The organism is Snodgrassella sp. M0351 (assembly GCF_016100575.1).
GTDB lineage: Bacteria > Pseudomonadota > Gammaproteobacteria > Burkholderiales > Neisseriaceae > Snodgrassella > Snodgrassella alvi.
Genome location: NZ_JACFSG010000008.1, coordinates 1 through 15711, shown reverse-complemented (window position 1 = coordinate 15711; position 15711 = coordinate 1). Strand labels below are relative to the sequence as shown.

At 45.0% G+C, this 15711-nt stretch carries 12 protein-coding genes, 1 tRNA gene and 1 pseudogene; all 14 read right to left on the bottom strand.

Annotation, left to right across the window (positions count from 1 at the left end; all coding sequences use genetic code 11):
* On the bottom strand, positions 1-84 hold an 84-nt coding region (locus tag H3V01_RS10840; protein WP_002252039.1), incomplete at its 3' end, for a GTP-binding protein.
* Between the two features lie 83 nt (positions 85-167).
* Positions 168-2270 carry an elongation factor G gene (fusA, locus tag H3V01_RS10835; protein ID WP_025329902.1) on the bottom strand — a complete coding sequence of 701 codons (2103 nt, stop codon included), beginning with the start codon at positions 2268-2270 and terminating at the stop codon, positions 168-170.
* An 18-nt stretch (positions 2271-2288) separates the two neighbouring features.
* Entirely contained in the window at positions 2289-2759 is a 471-nt protein-coding gene (gene rpsG, locus H3V01_RS10830) for a 30S ribosomal protein S7 (protein WP_025329901.1), read from the bottom strand.
* A gap of 92 nt (positions 2760-2851) precedes the next feature.
* Complete coding sequence (rpsL, locus tag H3V01_RS10825; protein ID WP_025329900.1) at positions 2852-3223, bottom strand: 30S ribosomal protein S12; 372 nt, start codon at positions 3221-3223, stop codon at positions 2852-2854.
* 202 nt (positions 3224-3425) lie between these two features.
* Complete coding sequence (gene rpoC, locus H3V01_RS10820) at positions 3426-7601, bottom strand: DNA-directed RNA polymerase subunit beta' (protein ID WP_025329899.1); 4176 nt, start codon at positions 7599-7601, stop codon at positions 3426-3428.
* A gap of 60 nt (positions 7602-7661) precedes the next feature.
* Positions 7662-11843, bottom strand: coding sequence for a DNA-directed RNA polymerase subunit beta (gene rpoB, locus H3V01_RS10815; RefSeq protein WP_198186785.1), 4182 nt, complete (start codon positions 11841-11843; stop codon positions 7662-7664).
* 187 nt (positions 11844-12030) lie between these two features.
* Positions 12031-12402, bottom strand: coding sequence for a 50S ribosomal protein L7/L12 (gene rplL / locus H3V01_RS10810; RefSeq protein ID WP_025329897.1), 372 nt, complete (start codon positions 12400-12402; stop codon positions 12031-12033).
* A gap of 54 nt (positions 12403-12456) precedes the next feature.
* Positions 12457-12957, bottom strand: coding sequence for a 50S ribosomal protein L10 (rplJ, locus tag H3V01_RS10805; protein ID WP_025329896.1), 501 nt, complete (start codon positions 12955-12957; stop codon positions 12457-12459).
* 278 nt (positions 12958-13235) lie between these two features.
* On the bottom strand, positions 13236-13931 hold the full coding sequence (rplA, locus tag H3V01_RS10800) for a 50S ribosomal protein L1 (RefSeq protein WP_100125046.1): 696 nt from the start codon (positions 13929-13931) through the stop codon (positions 13236-13238).
* Positions 13932-14363 (bottom strand): 50S ribosomal protein L11, encoded by a 432-nt coding sequence (gene rplK, locus H3V01_RS10795; protein ID WP_025329894.1) that lies wholly within the window; start codon positions 14361-14363, stop codon positions 13932-13934.
* 126 nt (positions 14364-14489) lie between these two features.
* Positions 14490-15023 carry a transcription termination/antitermination protein NusG gene (nusG, locus tag H3V01_RS10790; protein WP_025329893.1) on the bottom strand — a complete coding sequence of 178 codons (534 nt, stop codon included), beginning with the start codon at positions 15021-15023 and terminating at the stop codon, positions 14490-14492.
* A 2-nt stretch (positions 15024-15025) separates the two neighbouring features.
* Positions 15026-15478, bottom strand: coding sequence for a preprotein translocase subunit SecE (gene secE / locus H3V01_RS10785; protein ID WP_198186784.1), 453 nt, complete (start codon positions 15476-15478; stop codon positions 15026-15028).
* Positions 15479-15542: 64 nt separating this feature from the next.
* Positions 15543-15618: transfer RNA gene (locus tag H3V01_RS10780), tRNA-Trp, on the bottom strand.
* A gap of 8 nt (positions 15619-15626) precedes the next feature.
* Positions 15627-15711, bottom strand: a pseudogene (locus H3V01_RS10775) (hypothetical protein); the annotation flags it as partial.

The window sequence follows — 15711 nt, the reverse complement described above, 5'->3', positions numbered from 1 at the left end:
CAAAGTGGTTTTACCATGGTCAACGTGACCAATGGTGCCAACGTTTACGTGCGGTTTGCTCCGCTCGAATTTTTCTTTAGCCATGAGCTAAGTTTCCTTGAATAAAGATCATTAAAGAACGATGATAACCTGAAAGTACAGGTACTTTCAGGTTATCGGTAAATAAGTTAGCCTTTACGTGCAGCAATTACCTGCTCGGCTACATTATTTGGTGCTTCAGCGTATTTCTTGAACTCCATGGAGTAAGTAGCACGCCCCTGAGTAGCAGAGCGTAGGTCGGTTGAGTAACCGAACATTTCTGCCAGTGGTACTTCGGCACGAACTTTCTTGCCGCCGATACCATCATCATCCATACCCAGCACGATGCCACGACGACGATTCAAGTCGCCCATTACATCACCCATGTAGTCTTCCGGTGTTTCTACTTCAACCGCCATGATAGGTTCCAGCAGTGCAGGAGAAGCTTTGCGCATACCGTCTTTGAATGCCATAGAACCGGCTAATTCAAACGCGATTTGCGAAGAGTCCACATCATGGTATGAACCGAAAGTCAGGCGCACACGGATATCCACAACCGGATAACCGGCCAGAATACCATTAGTCATAGTATCACGAATACCTTTATCCACAGACGGAATAAATTCACGTGGAATCACACCACCTTTAATTTCGTCGATGAATTCGTAGTTTACACCACCTGGTTCCAGAGGTTCCATAGTGATCACTACATGACCATACTGACCTTTACCACCAGACTGTTTCACGTATTTGGCTTCGGATTCCACTGATTTACGGATGGTTTCACGATAAGCTACTTGTGGTGCACCCACATTGGCTTCTACACCAAATTCACGTTTCATACGGTCTACAATAATTTCCAGATGCAATTCACCCATACCGGAAATAATAGTCTGACCAGATTCTTCATCTGTTTTCACACGGAAAGACGGGTCTTCTTTAGCCAGACGGTTCAGAGCCAGACCCATTTTTTCCTGGTCAGCTTTAGTTTTTGGTTCAACTGCTACGTGGATAACCGGTTCTGGGAATTCCATACGTTCCAGAATAATCGGAGCGTCAGTATCACACAGCGTTTCACCAGTAGTTACATCTTTCAAACCAATTACAGCTGCAATGTCACCGGCACGTACTTCTTCGATTTCATCACGATCATTGGCTTTCATCTGTACCAGACGACCAATACGTTCTTTAGTGCCTTTAACAGAGTTCACTACAGTATCGCCAGATTTCACCACGCCAGAATACACGCGGATGAAAGTCAGCTGACCAACGTATTTATCGTTCATCAGTTTAAATGCCAACGCAGAGAATTTCTCATCGTCGCTGGCTTTACGGCTGTCTTTTTCACCATCCGGTTTTTCACCGGCTACCGGCGGAATGTCTGTCGGGCTTGGCAGATACTCAACCACAGCATCCAGCAGACGCTGTACACCTTTGTTTTTGAATGCTGAACCGCACAGTACCGGCTGAATTTCACCGGCCAGTGTACGTGCACGCAGGGCAGCAACGATTTCTTCCTCGCTCAGCTCTTCACCGCCGAGGTATTTTTCCATCAGTTCTTCGTTGGCTTCTGCTGCAGCTTCAACCATTTTTTCGCGCCATTCTTCGGCAACGTCTTTCAGGTCAGCAGGAATATCAGCATACTCAAATTTCAAACCCTGAGTTGCATCATCCCATACGATAGCCTGCATCTTCAGCAAATCTACCACGCCTTCGAAACCGTCTTCAGCTCCTACCGGAATGACAACCGGTACTGGATTAGCACGCAGACGGGTCTGCATCTGTTCAACCACACGGAAGAAGTTGGCACCCTGACGGTCCATTTTATTTACAAAAGCCAGGCGAGGCACTTTGTATTTATTGGCCTGACGCCATACAGTTTCAGACTGAGGCTGTACACCACCCACAGCACAGTAAACCATTACCGCACCATCCAGTACACGCATAGAACGCTCTACTTCAACAGTAAAGTCTACGTGTCCCGGGGTATCAATAATATTTAAACGGTGTTCTTTAAACTGACCTGCCATACCTTTCCAGAAGGTGGTAACAGCAGCAGAGGTAATGGTAATACCACGTTCCTGTTCCTGCTCCATCCAGTCGGTGGTGGCTGCACCGTCATGTACTTCACCCAGTTTGTGAGTCATGCCGGTGTAAAACAGAATACGTTCTGAAGTGGTGGTTTTACCAGCATCAATATGTGCAGAAATACCGATATTGCGGTATTGCTCAATAGGGGTTTTACGAGCCACGATAATTGCCTTTCTGCATTAGAAGCGGAAGTGAGAGAAGGCTTTGTTGGCTTCAGCCATGCGATGTACTTCCTCACGTTTTTTCAATGCACCGCCGCGACCTTCGGCCGCATCAATTAATTCACCAGCCAGACGCAAATCCATGGATTTTTCACCGCGTTTACGAGCCGCATCGCGTACCCAGCGCATGGCCAGAGCCAGACGACGGGCAGGACGAACCTCAACAGGAACTTGATAGTTAGCACCACCAACACGACGGCTTTTTACTTCTACCACCGGTTTGGCATTGGCAATGGCTTCGTTAAACACTTCAATGGCTTCTTTGCCGGTTTTCTTTTCAATCTGTTCCAGAGCGCCGTATACAATGCGTTCTGCTACAGATTTTTTACCGTCTATCATCAGCACATTCATGAATTTGGATAATTCGATACTGCCGAATTTCGGATCTGGCAATATGTCACGTTTTGGGACTTCTCTACGTCTTGGCATTTCAATTTCCTTAAACTATTCAGCTGGGCATAGCCCGCGAATATTTATGTAAATATTCACTTACTCGACAGATAATCTGCCGATGCGTCCGATTATTTAGGACGTTTAGCACCGTATTTAGAACGGGACTGCTTACGGTCTTTAACACCTGCAGTGTCCAGAGAGCCGCGTACAGTATGGTAACGCACACCCGGCAAGTCTTTTACACGACCGCCGCGAATCAGTACTACGCTGTGTTCCTGCAAGTTGTGGCCTTCACCACCGATATATGAAATCACTTCATAACCGTTGGTCAGACGCACTTTGCATACTTTACGCAGCGCTGAGTTAGGTTTTTTCGGAGTAGTGGTGTATACACGGGTGCATACGCCACGTTTTTGAGGACAAGCCTCTAAAGCAGGTACTTTGTTGACGTAAACCGGAGCCTGACGTCCTTTACGTACCAATTGGTTGATAGTAGGCATATTTTCTCTTTATCCTGTTGAGTCAATATATGCCGGCACCATGCCGGCAAAACGGGTATTCTAGCATTCCTGCTTTATTATGGTCAAGATAATCAAACTTTAAACGCTTTATATCTGTTGAAAAAACAACTATATAAAACCATGTGCAAAATAAAACCGCTGAATGGCTTTCAGCGGTTTTATTTACAACAGATATTAAAGCTTATTCGCTTTTCTCTGCAGCCTCAGCAGCCAACTGCTCCTGCCATTTCTGGCGGCGACTGCGATGGTAAGTCAGTCCGGTACCGGCCGGAATCAGACGACCAACAATTACGTTTTCTTTCAGGCCGCGCAAATCGTCACGTTTACCCATGATAGCCGCTTCAGTCAGTACACGGGTCGTTTCCTGGAAGGATGCAGCAGAAATAAACGAATCGGTAGACAATGATGCTTTAGTAATACCCAGCAATACATTGTCAAAGCGTACCGGTTCTTTACCTTCTGCCAGCAATTTCTCATTGGCAATCATTACATCACCGCGTTCAACCTGCTCACCAGTAATGAAGTGACTGTCACCGGCATCGGCAATATTTACCCGGCGCAGCATCTGGCGAATGATCACTTCGATATGTTTATCGGAAATCTTCACACCTTGCAGACGATACACTTCCTGTACTTCCTGCACGATATAACGAGCCAGCGCCTCAATACCCTGCAAACGCAGAATATCATGCGGATCGACTGCACCATCTACAATCACTTCACCGCGATTCACCACCTGACCATCATGTACCAGCACCTGTTTTTCTTTGGAAATCAGGGTTTCATAAGCAGCACCGTCTGCATCAGTAATAATCAGACGCTGTTTACCCTTGGTTTCCTTACCGAAAGAAACAGTACCAGTTACTTCAGCCAGCATACCCACATCTTTCGGAGTACGTGCTTCGAACAATTCAGCTACACGCGGCAGACCACCGGTAATATCGCGGGTTTTGGATGAAGCCTGAGGAATACGGGCCAGTACATCACCTTTACCTACTTCCTGTCCTTCTCGTACAGTAATCACCGCACCAACCGGAAAGGCCATGGAAACAGCAGTTTCGCTTCCTGCCATGCGAATTTCTTCGCCTTTGTCATCCAGCAGTTTTACTGTCGGACGCAACAGTTTAGACTGAGTAGAGGAACGACGTTTACCATCAATAACCACCAGAGTAGACAAACCGGTAACATCATCAGTCTGTTTAGCTACAGTAACGCCTTCTTCGATATTTTCAAAGCGGACACGACCGGCAAACTCGGTAATCATCGGACGGGTATGCGGATCCCACGTAGCCAGTGTCTGACCGGCTTTCACCACACCACCATCTTTTACCTGCAACAATGCACCGTAAGGTACTTTATGGCGTTCACGCTCACGACCAATATCGTCATGAATCACAATTTCGGATGAACGACCAATAACGACCAATTCGCCTTTGTTATTGGCTACATAACGCATCTGGCTGGAGAAGCGAACCGTACCACCAGATTTAGCCTCTACCTGACTTGCGGCTGCAGCTCGTGAAGCGGCACCACCAATGTGGAAGGTACGCATAGTCAGCTGAGTACCCGGCTCACCAATAGATTGAGCAGCAATCACACCAACAGATTCACCGGCATTGACCAGTTTACCGCGCGCCAGATCTCGGCCATAACATTTGGCACACAATCCATGACGTGTTTTACAGGTAATCGGAGTACGTACTTTAACTTCATCGACACCTGAATTATCAATCAGATCAACCAGACTTTCGTTCAGCAGCGTACCTGCTTCAACTAAAGTTTCACCACTGGTCGGATCAACTACATCTTCAGCAGTAACACGTCCCAGTACGCGATCACGTAATGATTCAATGATATCACCGCCCTGTACCACTGCTTTCATCACAAAGCCGTCGTTGGTACCACAATCATCTTCTACTACCACCAAGTCTTGTGTCACATCAACAAGACGACGGGTCAGATAACCGGAGTTAGCAGTTTTCAATGCCGTATCAGCCAGACCTTTACGGGCACCGTGAGTAGAAATAAAGTACTGTAATACTGTCAGACCTTCGCGGAAGTTAGAAGTAATCGGTGTTTCAATAATGGAACCATCCGGTTTCGCCATCAAACCACGCATACCTGACAACTGCTTAATCTGAGCGGCAGAACCACGGGCACCGGAGTCAGCCATCATGTAAATTGAGTTGAATGACTCCTGATCAACCAGATTACCTTCGCGGTCAACTACTTTCTGAGTAGACAGATTATCCATCATCGCTTTGGCAATCTTGTCACCGGTACGACCCCAGATATCGACTACTTTATTGTAACGTTCGCCATTGGTTACCAGACCCTGACGGTACTGGTCTTCAATTTCTTTAACTTCTGCATTAGCTTCTGCCAGCAATTGTGGTTTACTTTCAGGCACCAGCATATCGTCAACGCAGATTGAAATACCGGCACGAGTTGAGAATGCATAACCGGTATACATCAGGTGGTCAGCAAAAATGACAGTATCACGCAATCCGCAGCGACGGAATGAAGCATTAATCAGCTTAGAAATTTCTTTTTTCTTCAGCGTTTTATTAATATGATCGAAAGACAAACCTTTTGGCAGAATCTCTGACAGCAGAGCACGGCCGACAGTAGTTTCATAACGGTTAACTACCGGTACAAATTCGTCCTGACCATTTTTCACCCATTCACGCAAACGTACAGTAATTTTAGTACCCAGCTCTACCTGACGAGTCTGGTAGGCACGGTGTACTTCTTTTACATCAGCAAACAGGCTGCCTTCGCCCTTACCATTAATTTTATCGCGGGTCATATAATACAGACCCAATACGATATCCTGTGACGGTACGATAATTGGTTCACCATTGGCTGGTGATAATACATTATTCGAAGCCAGCATCAGGGTACGCGCTTCCATCTGTGCTTCCAGACTCAGTGGTACGTGCACAGCCATCTGGTCACCGTCAAAGTCGGCGTTAAATGCAGTACATACCAGCGGATGCAGCTGAATTGCCTTACCTTCAATCAGAATCGGCTCAAATGCCTGAATACCCAAACGGTGCAAGGTTGGTGCACGGTTGAGCAGAATCGGATGTTCACGAATAACATCTTCAAGAATATCCCATACAATCGGCTCTTCCTGTTCTACCATCTTTTTGGCTTTTTTGATGGTAGTTACGGTCGGATCTAACTGTTCAAGTTTATGGAAAATAAATGGTTTGAACAGTTCCAAAGCCATTTTCTTCGGCAAACCGCACTGATGCAGACGCAGGTACGGACCAACGGTAATCACAGAACGACCGGAGTAATCGACACGTTTACCCAGCAGATTCTGACGGAAACGACCGCCCTTACCTTTAATCATATCTGCCAGGGATTTTAGCGGACGCTTATTAGCGCCAGTCATGGCTTTACCACGACGGCCATTATCCAGTAATGAATCTACCGCTTCCTGTAACATACGTTTTTCATTGCGTACGATGATATCCGGTGCACGCAGTTCAAGCAGGCGTTTCAAACGGTTGTTACGATTAATGACGCGACGATACAGGTCATTCAAATCAGAAGTAGCAAAACGGCCGCCATCCAGCGGTACCAGCGGACGCAAATCCGGTGGCAGTACTGGCAGCACATCCATAATCATCCATTCCAGTTTCATACCGGAACGCTGAAATGCTTCCAGAACTTTCAGTCGTTTAGCAATTTTCTTAATTTTTGTATCTGAACTGGTTGAATCCAGTTCCTGACGCAATACAGTAACCTCATGGGCAATATCCATGGCTCGCAGTAAATCGCGAATGCCTTCAGCACCCATCTTGGCTTCAAAATCGCCGCCAGACTCTTCATATTTGGTAATGTATTCTTCTTCACTGAGCAGCTGACGCGGCTGTAATGAAGTCAGCCCCGGATCAGTTACCACATAAGCTTCAAAATACAGAATACGTTCAATGTCACGCAAAGTCATATCTAATACCATACCCAGACGGGATGGCAAAGATTTCAAAAACCAGATATGCGCAACCGGTGCAGCCAGTTCGATATGTCCCATGCGCTCGCGGCGTACTTTGGACAAGGTTACTTCCACACCACATTTTTCACAGGTTACCCCGCGAAATTTCAGACGTTTGTATTTACCACACAAACATTCATAATCTTTAATCGGGCCAAAAATCTTGGCACAAAACAAGCCGTCACGTTCCGGTTTAAAAGTACGGTAATTAATCGTTTCCGGTTTTTTCACTTCACCGTACGACCAAGAACGAATGGTATCCGGCGAAGCAATGCCGATTTTAATTGCGTCAAATTCTTCTTCGGCACTGGCATTTTGCAGCGGATTAAATAAGTCTGATAAAGCTTTCATATTTGCTCCTGACGATGCCGTATACAGTATGCCTCACACACTGTATACGACCGGTGTCGGTTAGTAACGTTCCAAATCCATATCCAGGCCTAAAGAGCGAATCTCTTTCAGTAACACATTGAATGATTCCGGCATGCCGGCATCAATCTTGTACTCGCCTTTAACAATGTTTTCATACATTTTGGTACGACCGGTGACGTCATCTGATTTCACAGTCAACATTTCCTGCAGAGTATAAGCAGCACCATAAGCTTCCAGTGCCCAAACTTCCATCTCACCAAAACGCTGGCCACCGAATTGAGCTTTACCACCCAGCGGCTGCTGAGTGACCAGACTGTACGGACCAGTAGAACGAGCATGCATTTTTTCATCAACCAGATGATGCAGTTTCAGATAATGCATTACACCCACAGTCACCTTACGGTCAAAGGCTTCTCCAGTATGACCATCATACAGTGTCATCTGCGTACGGGTATCATTAAAGCCCAGTTTCTGAATTTCTGGATCATCCTCTGGATAAGCCAATGCCAGCATATTTTTGATTTCGGATTCTTCCGCACCATCAAATACTGGTGTAGCTACAGTCATACCTTTACGCAAATGCTGAGCCAGATTGATGATTTCATCGTCATTAAACTGCGATAAATCTTCTTTCTTACCACTGCTGTTGTACACTTTTTCAAGGAAAGCACGAATATCATCAGCAGCACGTTTTTCTGTCAGCATACGGTCAATACGCTCACCAATACCTTTGGCAGCCCAGCCCAGATGTACTTCCAGAATCTGACCAATATTCATACGGCTTGGTACACCGAGCGGATTCAGTACGATATCCACAGCGCGTCCGTCAGCCATGTAAGGCATGTCTTCAACCGGCAGAATGCGGGATACCACACCTTTATTACCATGACGGCCGGCCATTTTGTCACCGGCTTTCAGGCGACGTTTAATGGCAATAAACACCTTAACCATTTTCTGTACACCCGGCTGTAATTCATCACCTTGTGTCAGTTTTTTCTTCTTGATTTCATACAGAGCATCTGATTCTTCATGCTTGGCCTGCAAACTTTCCTTAATCAGTTCCACCTGCTTCGCAATACTTTCATCACTCAGACGAATATCAAACCAGTCATGACGGCTCGGCAATGAAGCCAGATATTCTTTAGTAACTTCTGCACCTTTAGCCAGTTTCAATGGTCCGCCATTGACTTTTTGTCCCAGTATCAGGCGTTCAGTACGGTCAAAAGCATCATCATTGAAAATACGCAACTGATCAGTCAGATTCTGACGATAGCGTTTCAGTTCTGCATCGATAATCGCCTTAGCACGTTTATCGCGTTCAATACCTTCACGGGTAAATACCTGAACATCAATAACAGTACCACTCATGCCAGTAGGCATACGCAGTGAAGTATCTTTTACATCACTGGCTTTTTCACCAAAAATAGCACGCAACAGTTTTTCTTCCGGTGTAAGCTGAGTTTCACCTTTAGGTGTCACCTTGCCTACCAGTACATCACCGGCCTCTACTTCAGCACCAATGTAAACGATACCGGATTCATCCAGACGATTTTGCATACGCTCAGACAAATTCGGAATATCACGGGTAATTTCCTCGGCGCCCAGCTTGGTATCACGGGATACCACATTCAATTCTTCAATATGAATTGAAGTATAACGATCACCGGCAACGACACGTTCTGAAATCAGAATTGAGTCTTCATAGTTATAACCATTCCATGGCATGAAGGCGATAGTCATATTCTGACCCAGTGCCAGCTCACCTAAATCAGTAGAAGCACCATCCGCAATAACATCACCGCGCTGGATAACATCACCCTTCTGTACGGCAGGACGCTGATTAATATTGGTTGACTGGTTAGAACGGGTGAATTTCACCAGATTGTAAATATCCACACCCACTTCACCAGCAGTAGCCTCGTCATCATTAACACGTACTACAACACGGTTTGCATCCACATATTCCACAACACCGCCGCGACTGGCCGCAATAGCTGTAGCACTGTCAATAGCCACAGAGCGTTCAATACCAGTACCAACTAATGGTTTTTCAGCACGCAAACAGGGAACTGCCTGACGTTGCATGTTGGCACCCATCAAAGCACGGTTGGCGTCGTCATGCTCAAGGAATGGAATCAGTGAAGCCGCTACTGAAACCACCTGACCGGTAGCCACGTCCATATACTGTACGCGATCCGGTGTTGCCATTATGGTTTCACCTTTTTCACGGCAGGTTACCATATCACCGATAATCCGGCCGTCTTTATCCAGATCAGCATTCGCCTGAGCAATGACAAAGCGACCTTCTTCAATAGCTGACAAATAATCAATGTCATTAGTTACTTTACCGTCGACAACTCGGCGATAAGGGGTTTCCAGAAAACCGTATTTATTGGTACGGGCATAAACTGCCAGCGAATTAATCAAACCGATATTCGGACCTTCAGGTGTTTCAATCGGACATACACGACCGTAATGAGTCGGATGTACGTCACGCACTTCAAAGCCGGCACGCTCACGGGTCAGACCACCGGGTCCCAATGCAGATACACGGCGTTTATGGGTGACTTCAGACAATGGATTAGTCTGATCCATAAACTGAGACAACTGGCTGGATCCGAAAAACTCTTTGATTGCAGCAGAAACCGGTTTGGCATTAATCAGGTCATGCGGCATCAGATTTTCTGATTCTGCCTGATTCAGGCGTTCCTTAACGGCACGTTCTACACGAGACAGACCACTGCGGAACTGGTTCTCAGCCAGCTCACCCACAGAACGTACGCGACGATTACCCAAATGGTCAATATCATCTACTTCACCATGTCCGTTGCGCAATTCAACCAGTGTAGCAATTACGGATACAATATCCGGAATAGTTAGTACATGATTGCCTTCTTTATCAGCATTGGCAAAAGTTTGTGTCATCAGACGTCCATACCATGACTCCTGCTGTGCTTCCAGCAATTTTTGCTGATAGGTACGGGTGTTGAATTTCATCCGGCCGACACGTGACAAGTCATAGCTGTCTTCACTAAAGAACAGGCGATTAAATAATGCTTCAACAGCGTCTTCGGTTGGCGGCTCACCCGGGCGCATCATGCGATAAATAGCAATACGTGCAGCCTGCTGACCTTCGGTTTCATCAGTACGCAAAGTATTAGAAACATAACCACCCTGATCCAGATCATTGATATACAGCGTTGAAATTTCTTTGATTCCCTGTATATCAAACTGTGCCAGCAACTCTTCCGTGATTTCATCATTGGATTTAGCCAGTATTTCACCGGTATCCGGAACAACCACATCAGCAGCCAGTACCTTGCCAATCAGACTTTCCGGTTCAACTTCCAGCCATTTAATATCTGCAGCAATAATGTCACGGATATTCTTGGCATTAATACGTTTGCCTTTTTGTACCAGTACTTTGCCGTCTTTATCTACCAGATCAAACTTGGCAGTTTCACCTCTCAGACGTGCCGGAATCAGATCAGTATGCACACCATCTTTAGACAGGTGATAACTTTCACGGTCATAGAACATGTCCAAAATCTGTTCCGGTGTAAACCCAAGTGCTTTCAGTAAAATAGTTACCGGCATTTTACGACGACGGTCGATACGGAAATACAGCAAATCTTTCGGGTCAAATTCAAAGTCAAGCCAGGATCCGCGATAAGGAATAATCCGTGCTGAAAATAATAATTTACCAGATGAATGTGATTTACCTCTGTCATGTTCAAAGAATACACCCGGAGAACGGTGCAACTGTGAAACAATGACGCGTTCTGTACCGTTAATAATGAATGAACCACTGGGTGTCATCAACGGAATTTCACCCATATAAACTTCATTTTCACGAACTTCTTTAACCACATTAGGTTTGGATGACTCTTTGTCCAAAATCACCAGCCGGATACGTGCCCGCAACGGAGCTGCATAAGTAATACCACGCAGCTGACATTCCGGAATGTCAAACACTGGTTCACCTAATACATAATGGGTGAACTCAAGGCGGGCATAACCGTTATGACTGATGATCGGAAAAATAGACTGAAAAGCAGCCTGAAGACCAACATCAGCGCGCTGGTCATAGGGTGTTTCCATCTGTAAAAACTGTGTATAAGAATCCAACTGCGTAGCCAATAAAAACGGCACTTCTAATACATTCGCACGTTTGGCAAAGCTTTTACGGATACGTTTTTTTTCAGTAAAAGAGTAGGACATGTACAGTCTCCAGTAGGGAGGTTTGGCAAGTAAGGTTTTATAAATACTCAGATAACTGTTAATATCAAAAGAGTAAAATTAGGTAAATTAATGGTTTTTTTGTAAATATTTATAAAATATCACTTGAGGTAGACAAGCGAAAGCAGGCTGGTAGCCTAAGCTACCAGCCTGTAAAACGCAACTGAAATTACTTGATTTCGACAGAAGCGCCGGCTTCTTCCAGTTGTTTTTTAATGTCGTCAGCTTCAGCCTGAGAAACACCTTCTTTAAGAGTTTTAGGTGCACCGTCAACCAGATCTTTAGCTTCTTTCAGACCCAAACCAGTGATAGCACGAACAACTTTAATCACGCCAACTTTCTGAGCACCAGCAGAAGTCAATACTACATCAAATTCAGATTTTTCTTCGGCAGCTGTAGCACCGTTATTAGAACCATTATTAACAGCCAAAGCAGCTGCAGATACACCAAATTTTTCTTCAAAAGCTTTAACCAGATCGTTTAATTCCATAACGGTCAGGTTACCAACTGCTTCCAGAATGTCTTCTTTAGTAATAGCCATGCTATTAAACTCCAATAATTGAGAATAAAAATTTAAATATAAATCAGATGAAATTTAGGCAGCTTCTTCGCCGGCTTTTTTCTCAGCCAAAGCAGCAAGTGCACGGGCAAAACCTGAAACAGGAGCTTGCATAATACCCAGCAATTTCGCGAGCAATTCGTCGCGGCTCGGAATAGAAGCAAGTTCTGCTACCTGAGCAACATCCAGCAGATCACCATTATATGAACCTGCTTTCAGTACAATTTTTTCATCTTTTTTCGAGAACTGGTGCAGTACTTTTGCAGCAGCAACCGGGTCTTCAGATACCGCATAAACCAACGGACCAACCATCTGATCAGCCAGAGCGGCAAATGATGTACCTTCAACAGCGCGACGGGCTAATGTGTTTTTCAACACATGCAGGTATACACCTGCTTTACGAGCATTGGCACGCAGTTCGGTCATACTGGCAACACTGATACCACGATACTCGGCAATAACCATAGTTTGAGCGTTAGCAATGGCTGCTACGATTTCGGCTACGGCTGCTTGCTTGGTTTCAATATTGAGACTCAAGGTCTACCTCCCACTGTTTTCAATCAGAGCGGTATGAATACCACTCCACCCAGCGCGGCAACCCAAAAAGACATCCGTAAGCAAGGCTTACACAAGATTATCCGGGACTACCGTCTGCGTAGGGTTATTTTTTAAAATTTGTTTTACTACAACAAATTCCCTACGGTCTTGGACATCTACTTATTTCTAAGTAGCCCAACATATAAATGTAAAACATTTATATGAATTTTAATGGCAGTCTGATATGAGACCAAACTGCCAAAATTCAACGATACTTCTTAATTATTTACAGAAGCGCTGTCAACACACAAACCTGCACCCATCGTGCTGGATACGGCGATTCTGCGCAGATACTGACCTTTTGTTGCAGCAGGTTTAGCTTTAACAATGGCGTCTAGTAATGCGTTAAAGTTTTCACGTAGATCAGCGGCATCAAAAGAAGCACGACCAATAGTTGCATGTACGATACCAGCTCTATCTGTACGATACTGTACCTGACCTGCCTTCGCATTTTTAACAGCTTCAGCAACATTCGGCGTAACAGTTCCCACTTTCGGGTTTGGCATTAAACCACGCGGACCCAGAATAGTACCTAGCTGACCTACTACACGCATAGCATCAGGAGATGCAATTACCACATCAAAGTTCAGATTACCTGCTTTGACTTCAGCAGCCAGATCATCGAAACCAACCACATCAGCACCGGCTGCTTTAGCAGCTTCCGCATTAGCGCCCTGAGTAAACACAGCTACACGTACAGTTTTACCAGTACCTTTAGGCAACACTACAGAACCACGAACAAGCTGATCAGATTTACGTGCATCAATGCCCAGATTGAAAGATACATCGATAGATTCATCAAATTTGGCTGTAGCATTAGCTTTAACCAGACTCAGTGCTTCATCAATAGCATATAATTTATTGGTTTCCACAGCAGCACGAATAGCCTGCATGCGTTTTGAAAGCTTAGCCATTTACACACCCTCCACATCTAAACCCATTGAACGGGCACTACCGGCAATGGTGCGTACCGCCGCATCCAGATCAGCAGCAGTTAAATCAGGCTCTTTAGTCTTGGCGATTTCTTCCAATTGTGCACGAGTCACTTTACCCACTTTCTGGGTTAATGGATTTGAACTACCTTTTTGCAGACCAGCTGCTTTTTTCAGCAAAATAGAAGCCGGTGGCGTTTTCATTACAAAGGTAAATGATTTATCTGCAAACGCAGTAATCACTACCGGAACCGGCAGACCCGGCTCAACATTCTGCGTAGCCGCATTAAAGGCTTTACAGAATTCCATAATATTCAGACCACGCTGACCCAGTGCCGGACCTACCGGAGGAGACGGATTGGCTTTACCTGCAGGAATCTGCAGTTTGATATAGCCTACAATTTTTTTTGCCACTTGATTTAAACTCCAAATAAACGGGTATGACGCAGCAAATGCTGCTCCCCAAAAGCAAGACCCGTGATTATAAAGAAAAAACCTTTTCCTTACAAGCACAGGTTAGTTTATGTTGTATTATTGCAGTTAAATTTTCTCTACCTGAGAAAATTCCAGCTCAACCGGTGTTTCACGTCCAAATATCTGCACAGCAACACGCAGTTTATTGCGTTCGTAATTGACTTCTTCTACAACGCCATTAAAGTCTTTAAACGGACCTTCATTTACCCGCACTTGCTGACCAACATCAAAGAGGACTTTTGGTTTCGGTTTTTCTACTCCACTTTGCACCTGATGCAAGATAGCATCCACTTCACGAGCTGAAATAGGTAATGGTTTATTGGCTGTTCCACCAATAAAGCCAGTCACACGTGGTGTATTTTTAACCAAGTGCCACGAAGCATCGGTCATATCCATTTCTACCAGAACATAACCAGGAAAAAATTTACGTTCAGTAATACTGCGACGCCCGTTTTTTATATCCACAACTTCTTCAACCGGCACCAGTATCTGACCAAAATATTCACCCATTCCTTCACGCTCAATGCGCTCTTTTAAGGTTTTTTGTACATTTTTTTCAAAACCGGAATAAGCGTGTACAACATACCACTGTTTTGCCATGATCAGCTTCTCCTCATAAAGATGTCAAATAACAACCATGAAATCAGGCTGTCAACACCCCAAATAAATAACGACAAGACAGCAACAAATATCAGCACAAACAGGGTCATGCGCAATGCCTCATTACGCCCTGGCCAAACTACTTTTCTGGCTTCCGATACACAGTCGCGCACATAAGCAGTAAGTTTGCGTCCACCCGTACTCCAAAAAAATACAATTACAATGGCTGCTACTACACCTACCAATGGAAATAAATAACGGATATAAAGTGGCAATTGCGCATCAAGAGCATAGAATGCCTGAATACCAGCGGTAACCAATATAGCGGAGAGAAGATATTTCAATAAATCAAACCATTTATTACGTTTGACTTCCAACTCCTGCTGTTGCTTAGCTTCAGCTTTTAATTGTGCTTTGGTTTTGGCTCCTACATCTTTCGATGTTTTGTTGTCCATATAACCACCTTTTAATTAATACAAAAAAGACTAACCGACCATTGGCCGATTAGTCTGATTTTTTTGGCAGGCCAGGAGGGTCTCGAACCCCCAACCCTCGGTTTTGGAGACCGATACTCTACCAATTGAGCTACTGGCCTACAAAACTTTAAGCGATAACTTTAGCAACCACACCGGCACCAACTGTTCGGCCACCTTCACGAATCGCAAAGCGTAAGCCTTCTTCCATCGCA